The sequence below is a fragment of the Roseburia sp. AM23-20 genome (genome assembly GCF_003470905.1).
Classification (GTDB): domain Bacteria; phylum Bacillota; class Clostridia; order Lachnospirales; family Lachnospiraceae; genus Roseburia; species Roseburia rectibacter.
In genome coordinates, this window is the sequence record NZ_QRHS01000016.1 from 49,182 (window position 1) to 65,977 (window position 16,796).

Sequence of the window (16,796 nt, forward strand, 5' to 3'; positions counted from 1 at the left end):
TTTCTTACTTCATCTCCGGGTATAAAATATCTGCCAGCTGCTTATAAGCCTCTCCCCATTTTGCATTCGGTTTTAAGTTAAATAAGCGCTTATCAAGGATATAATAATGATCGTTTTTCACGGCAGTCAAAGATGCCCATGCCGGATTAGAGGTCAGAAGTTCTTCTACATTTTTCATAGCGGCATCACTGTCATTTCCCTGAATCGTCACAAAAATATACTGCGGATCAGCCGCAATGATCGCCTCCATGCTAAGATCATCCAACAGACTCTCGTCACTGTCTGCAATATTCACACAGCCAAGGTCTGCTAACATTTCTCCGCAGACATTTCCGTCACTGCCCTTTGCCTTTACATTGCTTGATGCTGCCCGAAGGAATAATACAGTCGGATTACTGCCGTCCGCTCTCTGCTTCATTTCTTCCACTTCTTTCTGCACATCCAGACCATTTTTCTGATAGAGATCATCTCTGCCGGTAATCTGTGTACAGATGGAAAGCATGTTTAAATAATCATCAAAATTCGCGACGTCAAAATAGGCAACGGTAATTCCTGCCTTTGTCAGTGTTTCCTCCAATGCAACATCCGCATCCGTATTTGCACTTGCGATCACAAGATCCGGCTCCGCTGCAATGAGCTGCTCGACATCCGGCTCCAAAATGCTTCCAAGATTTACCACACTCTCATCAAGTTCTAAACCAAGGCTCTCCCAGGAATCATTTGCTGCTGCAACAACATTTCCGCCTGCTAACATCCATACATCTGTGAAACTACCGATCAGCGCTGCCACACGATCTGCAGATTTCACTGTCACCTCACGTCCAAGATCATCGGTGAACGTATAACCCTGTGTCTGCGCCTCAATATTTGTTTCTAATGCCCCGGTATCTGCTTCCAATGTCTCTGTATACAATTCCGTCTGCTCTGCATCCGCTGTGCTTTCTGTTTTCTGCCCAACAGCCTGCACATCCCCTGCCGTTTCATTTGCGGAAGTTTCCTTTGCTCCCCCGCAGCCAGCTGAAAGAAGCAGTGCTGCAAGCACGCCTGTCAGTGCCAGTTTCTGATAAATTTTTTTCATGTCTTTCATCCTCCGCAAGTTGTTTCTACATTTTTGACATTATATTTTTTGTTGCTTTTTTTGTCAACATTTGACTTTTTCATCATTAATTGCTATAGTGTGAAACGTTCCATACAAATGCTAGGGGTGCTATTTATACCACATGGTATCTACAACGTGCTGAGAGATGATTTCATCGACCCTTATTACTTGACCCGGATAATACCGGCGTAAGAAAGCGTTTTCATTTACTTTATTCTGGTAAGAAACAATCCCCCGTGTTTGTATACAATAGAATGTACGCTCCGCGAACATTCTATTATCATGAATTAGGATTCTGGTGTCAAAAGGTGGCTCACAACTTAGCGATTGTCAAATTGCACAAAGTTGGGACTCGTTTTGTGACTTTGGGAGAAAATTAGAAAATCTTAGTATGCCTGTTAATGCATAGTGTTTTGCTGCCATGGATGGCAGCAAAAGTCTTAACGTCCCATGGACGGGACGTTTAAGACGTACACGTCACTCCTGGAAAATCTAAATCAGGCATACTTAGTTTTTCTTATTTTCGGACAACGGAACAAAATAGATCCGACTTTGTGCAACTTGACAGCCAAAAATTGAAAACCACCTTTTGATACCAGAATCAAACAAGGAGGATTTATGAATAACTTTTTTGCTACACCGGAAGGCGCCTGGGGAGACGGCTCCGTACACCTTACTGTGACCGGAATCGTAATCGTCGTCGTAATCATCGCATTACTGCTCATCGTTGCAGCGTTTGTGCGTCAGAAAAATGCAAGCCGCAAGGCAGCCTTAACAACCAAACAGCTCGTTTACTCTGCCGTTGCCATCGCACTTGCCGTGGTATGTTCCATGATCAAACTGTTTGAAATGCCGATGGGCGGCTCTGTCACATTACTTTCCATGCTTTTTATTGTTTTGATCGCATACTGGTACGGTCCTTATGTCGGGATCATGACAGCCGTGGCATACGGTCTGGTACAGTTTGTCACCGAACCGATTTTTTATACCATTCCACAAATGCTGCTTGACTACCCGCTTGCATTTGGTGCACTTGGTCTTGCAGGATTTTTCAATAAGAAAAAATGGGGACTTCAGATCGGATATATCGTCGGTGTGATCGGACGCTTTATATTCGCTACGATCTCAGGTGTTGTATTTTTCGCATCCTATGCACCAGAAGGTATGAACCCGGTACTTTATTCATTGGGATATCAGGCTTCTTACTTAGTACCGGAGGCAGTCATTACCTTAATCATCATCAGTATCCCGCCGGTTGCAAAAGCAATGGCACGCGTAAAACAGAATGCCGTGGAATCGTAACATTGTTTTATTTTGTTCCACAACAACTACTTTTTTGCCTGCGTGTACGAAATGCAATATATACACATTTCGTACACGCAGGCTTTTTCTTTTATCAACGAAAGTTATGCTCCCGCACCGTCATTTTATTTTTCCTTCTGCGCACATATCATCTCCCATGCTTCATCATCAATCTCTTCGTCATGAAACAATTTTCTTTTATCCTCTTCTGTTATTTTACGGATAACACGGCATGGATTTCCCGCGGCGATCGACCAGTCCGGGATATCTTTTGTAACAACACTTCCTGCACCAATTACCACATTATCTCCAATATGTACTCCCGGACAGACGACTGTATTTCCTCCCAGCCAGACATTGTCCCCGATGGTAACTTCTTTTCCATATTCAAAAGCAGAATTGCAGGTATCAGGATAAATTGGATGCCCCGCCGTATAAATAGCTACATTCGGCGCCATCTGACAGTTATCACCTATTTTTACCTTTGCCACATCTATAATCGTACAGTTATAATTTGCAAAGAAATTTTTACCTACCTCGATATGTGAACCATAATCACAATAAAAAGGCGGATTGATCCATGCACCATCTGATTTTCCCAGAAGTTCTTTTACAGTTTTTGCAATTTCATCAAAATCGGAACGATCTGCAAAGTTAAGTTTTTGCAGGATTTTTCTGCATTTTACCTGTTCCTCCATAACAGCCTCATCTGAAATATATGCAAGCTGCATATATCAAAAAAGGACAGCTGTCAAGCTATCCTGATTTTCGTGCTGTCAGCCACTGGCATGACGATCTTGAATTTATTCTGATTTTGGATGGACAAATGGCTTATGATATCAATGGGCAGAAAATTTCATTACAGACCGGAGAGGGAATTTTCATCAACAGCCGCTGCTTCCATTATGGTTATTCCGATACCCATGCAGAGTGTCTCTTTATCTGTATTCTGCTCTCTCCACAGCTTCTTTCTGTAAATACTTATTTTATACAAAATTATTTAGATCCTCTGATACAAAACAGCCATTTCCCTTATCAGAAATTGAATCCGTCTATTCAATGGCAAAACACTATTCTTCATGATCTTAAAATTCTCTATGAAAATAATATAACTAAGATTCAACCATTTATTATTCTGGAAAAGTCTGTTCATATTTTCCGGCTGCTTTCTGAAAATATGAACTTCTTCCCAGACTACGATAAAAATACAGAGGATATACTGGCTCTGACTGCGATGATCGGATATGTGCAAAAAAACTATCCGGAAAAACTTCTGCTGAAAGATATTTCCTCTGCCGGAAACTGCTGTAAAACAAAATGCACTTCTCTATTTCAAAGGTATTTAAATACTTCCCCTATGATATATCTAAACCGTTATCGTTTAGAAAAATCTATTTTTCTTCTCCGGAACACGTCAATGTCCGTTACCGAAATAGCATATATGTGTGGGTTTTCAAATACCAGTTATTTTTGTGAACTTTTTCATAAGTATTACCATACCACACCAGGGAAATTCCGAAGCCAGAATAAATAATATGTAATTATTTATATATTAATCCAACAGCATCTGCACACATCCATACATTCCGGCATCATTACCAAGTCCTGCAATTACAAACTTTGTATTGCGGCAGGCATGGAAGGATGTCTCCACAAAATGCTTCTGGATGCTCTCGATCAGGATACTTCCTGCTTTGGAAACACCGCCACCGATAACAACAACTTCCGGATTAACCACACATGCAATATTAGATAAGGTAGATCCTAAGATTCCGCAGACTTCATCCACTAAACCAAGTGCCACTGCATCTCCGCTCTTAGCCTCATCAAACACATCTTTTGCAGTCAGTTCCGGGAAGTTTCTAAGGCTTGTCTCATCGTTGGTCTTAGCAAGTTTTCTCTTTGCCACGCGAACGATACCGGTTGCGGAAGTATACTGCTCTAAACAGCCGTACTGTCCACAGGTACATGCCTCGATCTCATCATGATTTACGGTGATATGTCCGATCTCACCGCCTGCACCATTAAATCCTGCAACGACTTTTCCATCTACGATGATACCGCCGCCGACACCGGTTCCAAGTGTTACCATGATAACGTCTTTACAGCCTTTTGCTGCACCCTGCCACATCTCTCCTAAAGCTGCAACGTTCGCATCATTTCCTGCTTTGACTTTCAGACCTGTCAGATTTCCGAGCTCTTCCTCAACGTTAACAATGCCCCAGCCTAAGTTTACACAGCGGTTTACCACACCATTACTCTTAACCGGTCCTGGAACACCGATTCCAACACCCTGTACATCATCTTTACTGATGCCTTCCTGCGCCAGTTTATTATCCACTGCCTGTGCAATATCAGACAGGATCGCTGCTCCGTTATTTTCAGTATTGGTCTTGATCTCCCATTTATCGATCAGCTTTCCGCTTGTCTCAAAAAATCCAATCTTACAGGTAGTTCCCCCAACATCAATTCCAAATGCATACTTTTTCATTTTCAATCCTCCAGTATTTTCGCAGCAAAACGCCTGCCACGCTATTGTTTTTGCTCATATTAAGCTAATGATAACGTTTCCAATTTTGTATGTCAAGCCTTCATCAAGGGTTTCTTGTATCCATATTTACTCCTCTTTTTATATTCCGACGGAGACATCTCCATGACCTTGCGGAATACCTTGGAAAAGTACTTTTCATCCCGGAATCCCACCTTGTAAGCGATCTCATAAGTTTTGAAAAAATTCTGTTCCAGATAGACACAGGCATGGTCGATCCGCACCTCATTCAGATAATCGATCAGCGTGATACCCGCCTGCTGTGAAAACAGGCTCGAAAGGTATGCCGGACTGATTCCGATTTTTCCTGCAATATCGTTTAACGACAGGTTTTCAAAATAATGTTCATCCATATATTCTTTTGCCAGTTCTACCAGCTGGTTTTTCTGGATGATCACAGGCGGTTCCTCATTTTCCGGTCCAAATACATCATCCGCCAGTTCATTGATCTTTTTTAAAATATCAGAAGAACGGCTCGGCTTTAACATATACTCACGCGCCCCGAACCGCACCGCCTGCTGCGCATAACGAAATTCATCATAACCGCTTAAAATAATCGTGTTTGGCAAAATTCCCCCGCGGTGTGCCGCCTGCATGACTTCTATGCCATTCATCACTGGCATCTGTACATCAAGCAGCATAATGTCCGGTCGGTAACGAAAAATAAAGTCCAGTGCTTCCTGTCCGTTTTTTGCACCATAAATTTTTTCATAGCGGTCGGTATGAAGCTGGATATATTTTGTAATGCCATTTCTCACAACATCTTCATCATCTGCGATCAGTAATTTAATTCCCATTACAAAACCTCCGTTCTTTCGTATTTTTCTCACTGTGGAATCAGATATTCCATGGAATCTTTATCGTCACACAGGTTCCTTTTCCCTGTTTGCTCTCAATTTCCAATACAAAATTTGAATGATACATCAGATCCAATCTTTCTTTTACATTGCGGATCGCATAACGCCCGATCCTCTGGCCTGCATAGCGCTTTTCATCCGGTACTTCCCAGATTTCCTTTAACTGTGTCTCTGTCATACCGGTTCCGTCGTCACTGATCTTAAATATAAGCCAGTTGTCCTCATGCCATCCCATCACACTGACCAGACAGCGTTCTCCGGTCTTTTCGTATCCATGTACCACTGCATTTTCCACAAACGGCTGTAAGATCAGCTTTGGTATTTTTCGTTCCAGGATTTCATCTGACATCCCAACTTTGTATTCCAGATTATCGGAAAAACGCATTTTCTGAAGATGCAGATACTGCTCGACCAATGATTTTTCATTTTCAACACTGATGATTCCTCTTCCCTGACCAAGCACCAGACGAAACAGATTTGACAACGCTATAATGTCATCCGCAATCCCTTCATCTCCTTCATTCACTGCCTGCCAGTACAGCGAATCTAAAGTATTATAAAGAAAATGCGGATTGATCTGTGCCTGCAGGGCATTTAATTCACTTTCCTTTTCTTTTAATGCCATAACATAATTGGTATTGATCAGCTCATGGATTGCTTCAACCATCTGGTTAAAGCAGGCTGCCGCCTCTCCGACTTCGTCTCCGGTCATCACTTCCACTTTCTGTGAGAAATCCCCCTGCTCAAAGGACTCCATTGCTTTGCAGAGTTTCTTTAATGGTTTTGATACAATATCAGAAACCAGGGCAAGGATCGGATACAGCCCTAAAAAGAAACCGGCAAGCAGTGCGAGCGGCCCTGCTGCAATATCCCAAATCTGACTTCTCACATCATCTTTATGGATCATCTCATAGACGGTTGTTCCGGTTTCTTTACTTTTATACGTATAAATAAAATGATCTTCCACATTTTCAGGCGTACATTTTTCTTCCATGACATCACGCAGAGCATCTTCATCAATATTTCCGGCCCGCAACAGTTCCACTCCTTCTTCATTGACTACAACAAGCCCTGCCGACTTGATCGGCAGGGAATTTTCGCATAACTGCGTATATTTTTGTTTATCTGCACCGACCACCAGATAACCTAACGGTTTTGTTTTTGAAAGGTTATAGATTTCCCGGTACATGACGATTTTTTCAGTACGGTTTGCCTGATAAGTATCGCTGCTTCCTTTTCCGACAGACCGGAAAAACATTTTTCCGCGTTTTTTTAGTGCCGTCTGATAGGTATCCTGTAACCGTACTGTTCCAATATCATCAAGATATGCCGTTGCATCCATACAACGCAGATATGGTCTGACTCCGTTTTCCGGATAAATTGCCAGTGTCTTGATCTGTCCGCTCAATGCGATCATATCCTCAATGGTACGCATCGGTGCCTCATGGACCCATAACTGGGAATCCATGTTTAATTTCCCGGAATCCTGTTCTGCGAGAATATCCAGAATATCCTGATTGATACAGATATATGTTCCGAGTTCTGACAGACCATTTAACATAGTGTCAATCCCTTCGGAAAGATTTTCGACACTTTTTAGGTACTGCTCCTGTTCCTCTTTTACATTTTTTCTGTAATTTCTGACAAACATGATACTGCTGATCAGAAGGAGGATGGGTGTGATAATGAGGTAACTGTAAAATACCAGTTTTTTCCGGATATTCATATTTCGAATTTTCTGTCTCATATCACACTCATTCCTTCCACATGATAATCTTCATTTGCGTCTGCATATCAGCCTTTTACAGCTCCCATTGCAACACCTTTTGTGATGTGTTTATTTAAAATAATGTAAACAATAACTGCCGGTGCCGCGGTAAGTGCCATTACTGCAAACTGTACCGCATAATTTGAAGAATACTGTCCGGTAAACTCTAATACGGAGAACGGAAGTGTCTTCCATGTAGGTTTGCTTAAATAAGTACTTGCCATGATAAATTCATTCCAGTTATTTAAAAACGTCATGATCGCAACGGTTGCGATCGATGGTTTTAACATCGGCGTAATGATCTGGAACACGATACGGTAAATGCTGCAGCCATCCATGACTGCTGCTTCCTCTAACTCCCACGGGATTGAATCAATAAACCCGGTCATTAAGAACAGTCCCTGCGGCAGCGAAAAAGCCACATATGGGATCAGAAGCGCCCAGATCGTATCGGTAAGTCCGACTGCGTTATAAATCTTATAGTTCGGAAGCAGTGTCGCATGGATCGGGATCATCATACCGAGCAGTAAAAGTGTTTTTACAAATCCGCTCAGTTTCCAGCGCATTCTGCGGATCGCATATGCAGCCATAATGGAAATGATGATTACCAGCAATACTGCAAGAGTGTTGATCACAATACTGTTTTTTAAGTAGAGCAGGAAATGTCCGTCTACAAATGCTGTTACATAATTTCCCCACTGTATTTTTTCCGGAATGATCAAAAGACCGTTCGTAAACATCTCCGTACTGCTCGCAAGTGAAAAATCCAAAAGCCATATCAAAGGGAATATCTGAATGACTGCCACAAATATTAAAATGGCCCAGAGCAGTACCTTGCCTATTTTCTGACTAACTTTCATCATGCACCTCCTAATCCGTATTCTTGTCACGGAAAATCGTATTAAGCCCAACAGTTACAAGAATACATATGATGATGAATACAACACCGATGGCATTACCATATCCATACCGGAATGACTTAAATGCCTGCTGATACAGATAGTTAGCTGCAAACTGCGTAGAATCGCCAGGTCCGCCGTTTGTCAATAGATAAACCGTCTCCATCTGTTTTAATGCGGAAATGATCGCCATTGTCACATTGATCTGGATGACCGGTTTCATGAGCGGCAGTGTGATCTTGAAAAATGTTGTTTTCCAGTCTGCACCATCGATGGATGCTGCCTCGTAGAGCACCGGATCGATATTTTTAATTCCAGTGTAATAAATGAGCATGCCCCATCCAAATCCATGCCAGATCAGTACGATCAGCACTGACCATATCGCGTTTTCCTGAGAAAACCAATTGACTTTTCCCTGATAGCCAAAAATTTTTAAAATATTGTTGAGCAGTCCGAAATCCGGATTGTATATAAATTTCCAAAGATAGGCAATGACTGCCACGGAAATAACGTTCGGTATAAAATATACGCAGCGGAAAAATCCTTCTGCTTTTCCCTGCAGTTTATCAAGTACTGCTGCTACCACGATTGCGATCGGGTGCTGGATGCAGATAAATCCGATTGCAAGCAGCAATGAGTTAAGTAATGACCTGCCAAATGATTTGTCGTGCATCAGGTCTATGTAATTTTTCATCCCAATGAATTTTGCTGTCCCCATACCGGAATAATCCGTAAAACCATAATAAACACTTAAACAGATCGGTGCTAAAATTGCGAATAAAAATACAAGGATACCCGGCAGGATCAGACTGAAAATCACCATTTTATTACTGTACAAATTTTTCATATTGGCTCCTTTTTATAAAAAGGCTGCTGCAGTTACCACTTTCAGCTCACATTGCAGCAGCCCCTTTTTCATTGATTATTCACAAGCTTTTTCCAATGTTGCAAGAAAATCGCTGACGCTTTGTGTTCCGTTTGACAGGCTCTGGATATCTGTCTCGATCATTGTCTTAAATGTGGAGGAACCACAGTCGTTGATCGGTGTTCCGGAAATATTGGTTGCGTTCTTTAACAGATCCATGATCTGAAGCTGAAGTTCTGTCTCGCTGCCTGTTAAATAAGCACTCTGATCCTGTGCTGAAAGTCCGACACCATCTTCCCAGCCGTATTTGGATAATTTATCCGGCTGATACATATAATTTAAGAATTTAACAGCCTCTTCTTTCTGCTCTGATTCAGAAGAAATTGCATATCCACCGCCGTTCCATGCTGCTAAGTCTGTCTGTGTTCCTTTTCCACCGTCTACGGATGGCATTACAAATGCTCTGATATTTTCACGGACATCCTCTGGAATATCCTCATTTAATGCCATAGATGTTTCCCAGCTTCCCATGTAAAACATTGCTGCCTGACCGTTTGTAAACAGGTTCTGTGCCGTACCATAATCCTGGGAATCAAATCCTGTCTGGAATAATCCGGAAGCTGCAGTATCCTGCAATAACTGTGCTGCATTGGTGAACAGTTCATCCTGGAAGTTTGCATTTGCGATCGCATCGGAAACTTTTGCTGCCGGTGTCTGCTCTAAACGTACCATCAGATCCTGCATGTAACATGCAAGTACCCAGCCGTCACCACCATCCATTGCTACCGGAACGATTCCTGCTGCATTGATCTTATTACCAAGGTCAAGCAGTTCATCATAAGTGGTCGGTACTTCCCAGCCATTGTCCTCAAACATTTTCTGGTTGTAATAGAAAACCATGATGTCTGTATTTCTTGGAAGTCCGTATAATTTTCCGTCCTTCTTAAATCCATCCAGTGAACCGGATACAAATCCATAATCAGAATAGTCACTCTCATTTAACTCAGCAAGAACACCGGAATCAAGGACTTCATCTAAGAAAGATGGCTGTCCCCAGATGCTTACAACGTCCGGCATGCCGTTCATCGCATATGCTTTAAATTTTGTCTTGTAAGACTCTTCATCAAGTGCCTCAACCTCAATCGTTACATTTGGATTTTCAGCCATGTACTCATCAATGATCGTCTGCTCTACAAGTCCCTGTCCGTTCTTTCGATCCGGCAGATTGGAGAATAATCTTAAAGTAACTGCTTCTCCGGAATCGGCTGTATCTGCTGCATCTGATTTGTTTTCCGTTCCCGCTGCCTGACTCTCTGTCTTTGTTCCTGCGGAATTATCTGTACCTGTACTGGTGTCTGCTGTGTTGTTTCCACATCCGGCTGCCATGGAAACTAACATTGCTGCTGCAAGAATTGATGTAACAATTTTTTTCTTCATGATTAAAACCCTCCCATTTGGTTCGTTTCTTAAGATGCTTTTATGTTACCATCCGCATAGGGTATAAAACAGATACCTGATTTTTAAAATGGTGCACTATTTTTAGCATTTACAAAAAAATACCCCTTATGGATCTTTGATACGTATCCAGGCTTCCGGATACCTGCCAATTCCAAGGGGTATTTCTGACCTCACAATATTCTGTCAGGACTGTTATATCTGTCTGCTACTGATTCTGTTGCTGCTGTTCCTGTGGCCGCTGTTCCTGTGACTGCTGATTTGGTTGCTCCTGCTGTTGTTGTTGCTGCTGTTGATTCTGCGGTTGCTGTTCCTGTGACTGCTGGTCTTGTTGTTGCTGTTGTTCCTGTTGCTGCTCCTGTTGCTGCTGGTCTTGTTGTTGCTGCTGTTCCTGTTGCTGCTGTTGATCCTGTGGTTGCTGCTCCTGTGGCTGTTGGTCTTGTGGCTGCTGGTCATCCGCCTGCTGCTCCTGCCCGGCATTTTCATCCACGTTCTGATCCGGATTTTCTTCCGTATCTTCCTGACGGAATACATGAACCTCATCCGACACCTGCGCATATGGCAGAAACTCCATCGGAGAAAGCCCTTCATGCGCCTTTAACATAAACTTCTGCCAGATCGTACCCGGATAAGTTGATCCCATGAGTTTGTCAAGTTTTTTGGGCATATCATACCCCACCCACACGCTGGTTGTATAATATCTCGTATAGCCTACGAACCATCCATCTTTCTGATCGTTGGATGTACCTGTTTTTCCAGCTGATGGCATACTGCCAAGTCCGAGTCCATGTGCCGTTCCGCTTGTGATAACACCTTTTAAAACATCTGTCATCATGCGCGCTGCGTTCTGTTTATACACAGCCTCCTCCGTCTGTTCAGATGCATAAACTTCATTGCCATCCGCGTCTAATATCTTAACGATACAGGTCGGTGTCCGGTAATTTCCATCATTTTCAATCGCTGCGTAACCGGATGCCATCTCTAGCGCAGACACACCATTTGTAAAACCGCCAAGCGCCGTTGCCGGTCTGTAATCATTGGCATCAAGTTTTGCAAAATTCATGTTTTCAAGATAAGAAAGACCTACTTCCGGTGTCAGCTCCTCATATAATTTCCATGCGATCGTATTGACAGACTTTTCCACTGCAGTCCGTACTGTGATCTGTCCTAAATAAGATCCGTTTGCATTTCTTGGACCGTCCTCGATCGGCTCATCTTTAACTACCGAATCCGGCGTATAACCGCGTTCAAAAGAAGGTGTATAGACCGTGAGCGGCTTAATGGCACTCCCCGGCTGTCTGTAACTCTGAAATGCACGATTTAACGTATACCCGGAAAAATCCTGGCTTCTTCCACCCACGATCGCCCTGACATAACCATTGTCATTGTCAATGCAGACCGCTGCAGACTGCAACGCATATACACCCTCATCATTGACCTCCGTAAAACCAGCAAGCGCATCATTTACAGAATCCTGCAGTTCCTGCTGTAAATTCAGGTCAAATGATGTGTAGATCCGGTATCCGGCAGTATACAATTTTTTCTGGCATTCATTATAAAGCGTCTCATATACTTCATCATATTTTGCTTTTTCATCTTCCGAAGAAAACTGATATTGAAAATGGAAATCTTCATTTTCCATTAGTGCTCTTGCTGCACAGTAATAAGTGTAAGTCTCTACATAATCATTTTTTGCCAGTGCCTCCGGGCGGTCTAATGCGATTACCTGACCTAACGCCTTATCATATGAAGTCTGGGATATTTTTCCATCATCAAGCATATTTTTTAAAATACGGTTTCTTCTTTTGTAGGTGTTTGTGATATTCGTAACAGGATCATAAAGCGTCGGATTATTGGGAATAGCACATAAAAATACCTGCTCTGACAGATCAAGATCCTGCACATCCCGGTTAAAATACCCGCGGCTTGCTGACTGAATCCCATAATATCCGTTTCCAAAGTAAATATTATTAAGATAAAATTCGAGAATTTCGTCCTTTGTATATTTCTTTTCAAGTTCTCTTGCAATATACATTTCCTCAACTTTTCTCTGCCATGTTTTTTCCTGGCTTAAGAAAATATTTCTTGCAAGCTGCATTGTGATCGTACTGCCGCCCTGCGTCGCCTCTCCATTTTCGATCATCGCCTTTACCGCACGTACAAGCGCCCGGTAATCAATTCCATTATGCCGGAAAAATTTTTTATCCTCTATGCTGACAATTGCACATATCACATTACTTGGAATATCTGTGATCGAAAGATAATAAGAATCTTTTCCACCTTTTAGTGTAGAGATCACGCTTTCATCGGAAGCATAAACAATACTGGTCTGGTTAGCTTTAAATGTTTCTTTATTGGAATAACGCACCAATTCCACCGCCTGCGTCTTTAAGTCCTTTACTTCTTCTGCGTAACCGCCAAAATAATACCAGCATGCTCCCGCGATCACTGCAAAAAGCAGAACAAGCTGCATCTTTGCCAAAAACCAGAACATACGGTATTTCTTCTTTTTCCTTTTTCTGGCTGTCATAACTGCATCACCTCTATTTCAAAACAATTTTATGATATGTAATCCCTGCCCGTTCCATTAATTCCATCTCACGTTTCTGACAGGTAAAAATCAAAATCTGTCTCCCCTGCTCTCTCCTGACAATCCCATCAAGTGCACAAAGTGTCTGCATCAGACGTTTCTCGTCATACATTCCAAATGCTTCATCAAAAATGACAGGCATAGGCTCCTCTTTTGTCACGATTTCTCCGACAGCAAGACGAAATGCCAGATAAATCTGTTCTAACGTTCCATGGCTTAACGCCTCCGGCATGACTTCTTTTCCATCTGCTAAAATAAAAAGTTTTCCATCTTCTTTTACAATGGCATGATCATATTTTCCCGCTGTAAGCTGTGACATCCATTTTGAGACGGCACTGCCAAGTTCATCGAGGCTTTCCTCATAGTATTCGCTTGAAAGGCGGTCAATTTCTGCCGCTGCAAGTTCTAATGCGCGGATATCTTCTAACAACTCCCGTTCCTGCTCTCCCGGCTGCTTCGTCTCTTCCATATCCTGCATGATATTATAACGTCTTGTCTCTTTTTCAGACAAAGACTCTTTGAGACTGAGGAGCATACGCTCTGCCTGCCTTAGCCCGGCATCTGCATATGTTTCCTGCGTCACACCCTCTATATCGCTCTTTTGTGCTGACATATATGCCTCTTTTTTTGCCTGTTCCACCGCATAACGGATTCCCACATAAAGTCCGCAAAGAATCATACCTGCAAAAAAGACTGCCTGCAAAATAAAAAAAAGACGAGACGGATATGAAGTAACATAATGTACTGCTATATTGACAAGCAGTGCCGAAGCACAGATTCCGATCCCTGCCATACGGTCCGGATGCTCTTTTTCCGGTTGCATTGCCCCATCAATTTCTCTTTTGTGCGGTGCATTTTCCTGTCTCTCTCTGCGGTCTGCCTGCTGCCTTTTCTGCTCAGATAATCTCTTTCGCTTTTCACCAATTTCTTCTACGCGCACACGTTTCAACTGATTGATCTCTCTCTCTGCATCCGCAATATTGGCATGTAATCCACGTGCATCCCGTTCTAAAAGATCTTTTTCCACAATGAGCTGCCTGATATCCTCATTTTTCTGTTCATGAATTATTCTTACTTTCTGCGCCAGTTCTTTTTTCCGCGCTGTAAGTGCTGCTTTAGCCTTCTGAACCTGAATATTGGCACCACCGCCCTCAGCAGCATTCGATAGATACTCAGACAAAATATCTGCCAGTTCCTTTCCTGTCACTGCACCTGTCTGCGGTATATCATAAGTGTTTCCAAACGTTTCCTTATCTATTCCACCAAGCAGCATTGACAGATCCCCGTAAACTACCGACAGTTCTTCTCCATCTGCCTCATTTTTCAAAATATCTTTTTTATCCTTATAATAAAAATTACGCTCTAAATAAAATGGTTTTTCATCCACAAGAAATCGCAGGGCACCACTATAGTACGAAGGGGCATGCCAGGGTTCGTGCTTTTTATAAATGCTGTTTAATGTATTTCTTCCACGCCCTTTTTCCATTCCAAAAAACATTGCAAGCAAAAAATCATGCAGTGTCGTTTTTCCCGCCTCATTTTCTCCATAGATCACATTGATCCCTGGTTCAAATGAGATCTGCCTGTTCTGCAATTTTCCAAACTGACCAATGATCGCTTCTTTTATCTGCATATCTTATATCCCAATAATGCATTGACTCCATATTCCAACGCTTTTTTTGTGACCACATCCTGTGGTCTTTTTTCCATTTCTTTTATGTAATTCCCCAAAAGGGTACCTTTATAGTTTTCTTTTAATTTATCATAATCATAATCCGGCAAAAGCTGCTCTGTCACATCAACAACCCGGTCAAACGTTTCAAGTTTTTCTGTATCAAATTCTATATCCGGCAAAATTTTTCCCCGCAGAAATAAACGAAAATACTGATATCCGGGTCTTTCCTCCAGCAGGTTTCTCACCCAATCCCCAAGTTCAAGATCCGTTGTTTTTGCCGTAACCGGATAAATTTCATGACAGTATTCACACTTTTTCACCGGATGAAAATGAATATCCGTATGCTCTTTGTCGATCGTCCCCAGCCAGTATCCATGCGGCCCGACATCATTTTTATCCGTCGGCTCCAGACTTCCCGCCATCACTGCCCTCCCCGGAATCTGCTGTTCTCCCTTATGGATATGCCCGGCAGCAATATAATCAAACCCATTTTCCAAGATAAGTTTGGGATTGTATGGGATATGCTGTTTGTCTCCGCCATGTACTAAAAGGAGATTGATCCTTGATCTATCCTCCGGGATGACCGAATCATAAATAGCATCCCCAATCTCTCTATGCCAGTAACTTAATCCATAAATGCTGACATTTTCCTCATCAAAATCAAAATGACCGGGTTCTTCCTGACGGAAAAAATAAACATTTTCCTCCCATTCCATTGTCAGATAATAGGATTTCGTTCGAAGATAATCGTGATTGCCCGCCATCAGAATGATTTTCGTCTGTGGTATCCTGCTAAAAAGATAATTAACTTCCCTAAGCTCTCTTTTCAAAGGCTGCGCATGGAATAAATCCCCTGATATCAGCAAAAAATCCGGCTTTAGCTCCACTGCTGCATCGATCACTTCTGCAAACGAATCCCAGATATCCTGCGCTCTTTTTTCACTCCACGGTTTTCCCACATCCGGTTTTATCCCAAGATGTACATCCGAAACATGTATGAATTTCATAAGCTGCTCCATTTCTGTCTCATTTACAGTGTCTATTGTATATGATTTTTTCTGTTTTTCCAATAGTGAAAAGAAGCAGCGGAATTTTCTTATTAGAAACCCCGCCGCCTCTTCTTATCTTTGATCTTCTTTTTTACTGTTCCATCTGTCTTCCCAAAAATGATGCTGCCGCAGCAGCCAGTTTTCCTTCGGTATCACTCATTTTCTTTTTTTCATCCTTATTACAGATGACCACTGCACCGATCGCATCTCCCTCACAGATGATCGTGCTTAATGCCTGCTCCGTATATTCCCCGGCATCATCCAGCGTCACTTTCATAAATCCTGCATCCCCTGCGGATGCCTGATAGTTCTTTCTCTCACTGATGGCTTCCTCTAGCTGTTTACTGATCGGTTTTCCTTCAAATTCCTTTTTGCCGCTTCCCGATACTGCGATCACATGGTCGCAGTCTGTCACAAGGACAAGATATCCCGTCGTCTGTGCCAGACTCTCTGCATATTCCCCGGCAAATTGTCCAAGTTCACCGATCGGCGAATATTTTTTCAGGATGATCTCTCCCTCGCGGTCTGTAAATATCTCCAGCGGATCTCCCTCACGGATTCTTAATGTCCTTCTGATCTCTTTTGGTACCACAATGCGTCCTAAGTCATCTATACGGCGAACAATTCCTGTTGCTTTCACGTTGTTATCCTCCAATGCTATATTTTGATAAAGCAGCTCTTTCTTATAT

Annotated in this window: 14 protein-coding genes and 1 riboswitch; of the genes, 2 read left to right on the top strand and 12 right to left on the bottom strand. The window is 42.4% G+C overall.

The genetic code is table 11. The features are described from left to right. Positions 1-4 precede the first annotated feature (4 nt). Positions 5-1,078 (bottom strand): ABC transporter substrate-binding protein, encoded by a 1,074-nt coding sequence (locus tag DW650_RS12645; RefSeq protein WP_186899265.1) that lies wholly within the window; start codon positions 1,076-1,078, stop codon positions 5-7. 112 nt (positions 1,079-1,190) lie between these two features. Continuing rightward, positions 1,191-1,311: riboswitch (TPP riboswitch) on the top strand. Positions 1,312-1,717: 406 nt separating this feature from the next. On the opposite strand from DW650_RS12645, the gene thiT reads away from it, so the two are divergent. After that, positions 1,718-2,401 (top strand): energy-coupled thiamine transporter ThiT, encoded by a 684-nt coding sequence (gene thiT, locus DW650_RS12650; protein WP_117921201.1) that lies wholly within the window; start codon positions 1,718-1,720, stop codon positions 2,399-2,401. A gap of 125 nt (positions 2,402-2,526) precedes the next feature. Here the strand turns inward: thiT and DW650_RS12655 are convergent, their stop codons facing one another. After that, positions 2,527-3,099 carry a sugar O-acetyltransferase gene (locus DW650_RS12655; protein WP_279216782.1) on the bottom strand — a complete coding sequence of 191 codons (573 nt, stop codon included), beginning with the start codon at positions 3,097-3,099 and terminating at the stop codon, positions 2,527-2,529. A gap of 20 nt (positions 3,100-3,119) precedes the next feature. Here DW650_RS12655 and DW650_RS20775 point away from each other — a divergent pair, with 20 nt between their 5' ends. Beyond that, positions 3,120-3,935 (top strand): helix-turn-helix transcriptional regulator, encoded by an 816-nt coding sequence (locus tag DW650_RS20775; protein WP_118210114.1) that lies wholly within the window; start codon positions 3,120-3,122, stop codon positions 3,933-3,935. An 18-nt stretch (positions 3,936-3,953) separates the two neighbouring features. Here the strand turns inward: DW650_RS20775 and DW650_RS12665 are convergent, their stop codons facing one another. The 10 genes from DW650_RS12665 to spoVT all read right to left on the bottom strand — a co-directional run bounded on the left by DW650_RS12665 (position 3,954) and on the right by spoVT (position 16,747). Then, positions 3,954-4,892: an ROK family glucokinase gene (locus tag DW650_RS12665; protein ID WP_118210115.1), complete on the bottom strand. Its 939-nt coding sequence runs from the start codon at positions 4,890-4,892 to the stop codon at positions 3,954-3,956. A gap of 92 nt (positions 4,893-4,984) precedes the next feature. Continuing rightward, positions 4,985-5,746 carry a response regulator transcription factor gene (locus DW650_RS12670; protein WP_117921193.1) on the bottom strand — a complete coding sequence of 254 codons (762 nt, stop codon included), beginning with the start codon at positions 5,744-5,746 and terminating at the stop codon, positions 4,985-4,987. A 40-nt stretch (positions 5,747-5,786) separates the two neighbouring features. Next, complete coding sequence (locus tag DW650_RS12675; RefSeq protein ID WP_118210116.1) at positions 5,787-7,553, bottom strand: sensor histidine kinase; 1,767 nt, start codon at positions 7,551-7,553, stop codon at positions 5,787-5,789. Between the two features lie 47 nt (positions 7,554-7,600). Continuing rightward, positions 7,601-8,434, bottom strand: coding sequence for a carbohydrate ABC transporter permease (locus tag DW650_RS12680; protein ID WP_330414646.1), 834 nt, complete (start codon positions 8,432-8,434; stop codon positions 7,601-7,603). Positions 8,435-8,444: 10 nt separating this feature from the next. Beyond that, positions 8,445-9,320 carry a carbohydrate ABC transporter permease gene (locus DW650_RS12685; protein WP_117921190.1) on the bottom strand — a complete coding sequence of 292 codons (876 nt, stop codon included), beginning with the start codon at positions 9,318-9,320 and terminating at the stop codon, positions 8,445-8,447. Positions 9,321-9,395: 75 nt separating this feature from the next. Next, positions 9,396-10,775 carry an ABC transporter substrate-binding protein gene (locus tag DW650_RS12690; RefSeq protein WP_117921189.1) on the bottom strand — a complete coding sequence of 460 codons (1,380 nt, stop codon included), beginning with the start codon at positions 10,773-10,775 and terminating at the stop codon, positions 9,396-9,398. A 226-nt stretch (positions 10,776-11,001) separates the two neighbouring features. Continuing rightward, positions 11,002-13,323, bottom strand: a complete 2,322-nt coding sequence (locus DW650_RS12695) for a transglycosylase domain-containing protein (protein WP_118210117.1) — start codon at positions 13,321-13,323, stop codon at positions 11,002-11,004. 13 nt (positions 13,324-13,336) lie between these two features. Further along, positions 13,337-15,016 carry an ATP-binding protein gene (locus DW650_RS12700; protein WP_118210118.1) on the bottom strand — a complete coding sequence of 560 codons (1,680 nt, stop codon included), beginning with the start codon at positions 15,014-15,016 and terminating at the stop codon, positions 13,337-13,339. Then, positions 15,007-16,065, bottom strand: coding sequence for a metallophosphoesterase family protein (locus DW650_RS12705; protein WP_148399334.1), 1,059 nt, complete (start codon positions 16,063-16,065; stop codon positions 15,007-15,009). Before DW650_RS12705 ends, DW650_RS12700 begins: the two co-directional genes overlap by 10 nt. Positions 16,066-16,198: 133 nt before the next feature. After that, positions 16,199-16,747 carry a stage V sporulation protein T gene (gene spoVT / locus DW650_RS12710; protein WP_118210119.1) on the bottom strand — a complete coding sequence of 183 codons (549 nt, stop codon included), beginning with the start codon at positions 16,745-16,747 and terminating at the stop codon, positions 16,199-16,201. Between the last annotated feature and the right edge of the window lie 49 nt (positions 16,748-16,796).

Bases quoted from the DNA above. Each gene is read 5' to 3' on its own strand.
- DW650_RS12645 (WP_186899265.1), bottom strand. From the start codon at position 1,078: ATGAAAAAAATTTATCAGAAACTGGCACTGACAGGCGTGCTTGCAGCA.
- thiT (WP_117921201.1), top strand. From the start codon at position 1,718: ATGAATAACTTTTTTGCTACACCGGAAGGCGCCTGGGGAGACGGCTCC.
- DW650_RS12655 (WP_279216782.1), bottom strand. From the start codon at position 3,099: ATGGAGGAACAGGTAAAATGCAGAAAAATCCTGCAAAAACTTAACTTT.
- DW650_RS20775 (WP_118210114.1), top strand. From the start codon at position 3,120: ATGCAAGCTGCATATATCAAAAAAGGACAGCTGTCAAGCTATCCTGAT.
- DW650_RS12665 (WP_118210115.1), bottom strand. From the start codon at position 4,892: ATGAAAAAGTATGCATTTGGAATTGATGTTGGGGGAACTACCTGTAAG.
- DW650_RS12670 (WP_117921193.1), bottom strand. From the start codon at position 5,746: ATGGGAATTAAATTACTGATCGCAGATGATGAAGATGTTGTGAGAAAT.
- DW650_RS12675 (WP_118210116.1), bottom strand. From the start codon at position 7,553: ATGAGACAGAAAATTCGAAATATGAATATCCGGAAAAAACTGGTATTT.
- DW650_RS12680 (WP_330414646.1), bottom strand. From the start codon at position 8,434: ATGAAAGTTAGTCAGAAAATAGGCAAGGTACTGCTCTGGGCCATTTTA.
- DW650_RS12685 (WP_117921190.1), bottom strand. From the start codon at position 9,320: ATGAAAAATTTGTACAGTAATAAAATGGTGATTTTCAGTCTGATCCTG.
- DW650_RS12690 (WP_117921189.1), bottom strand. From the start codon at position 10,775: ATGAAGAAAAAAATTGTTACATCAATTCTTGCAGCAGCAATGTTAGTT.
- DW650_RS12695 (WP_118210117.1), bottom strand. From the start codon at position 13,323: ATGACAGCCAGAAAAAGGAAAAAGAAGAAATACCGTATGTTCTGGTTT.
- DW650_RS12700 (WP_118210118.1), bottom strand. From the start codon at position 15,016: ATGCAGATAAAAGAAGCGATCATTGGTCAGTTTGGAAAATTGCAGAAC.
- DW650_RS12705 (WP_148399334.1), bottom strand. From the start codon at position 16,065: ATGAAATTCATACATGTTTCGGATGTACATCTTGGGATAAAACCGGAT.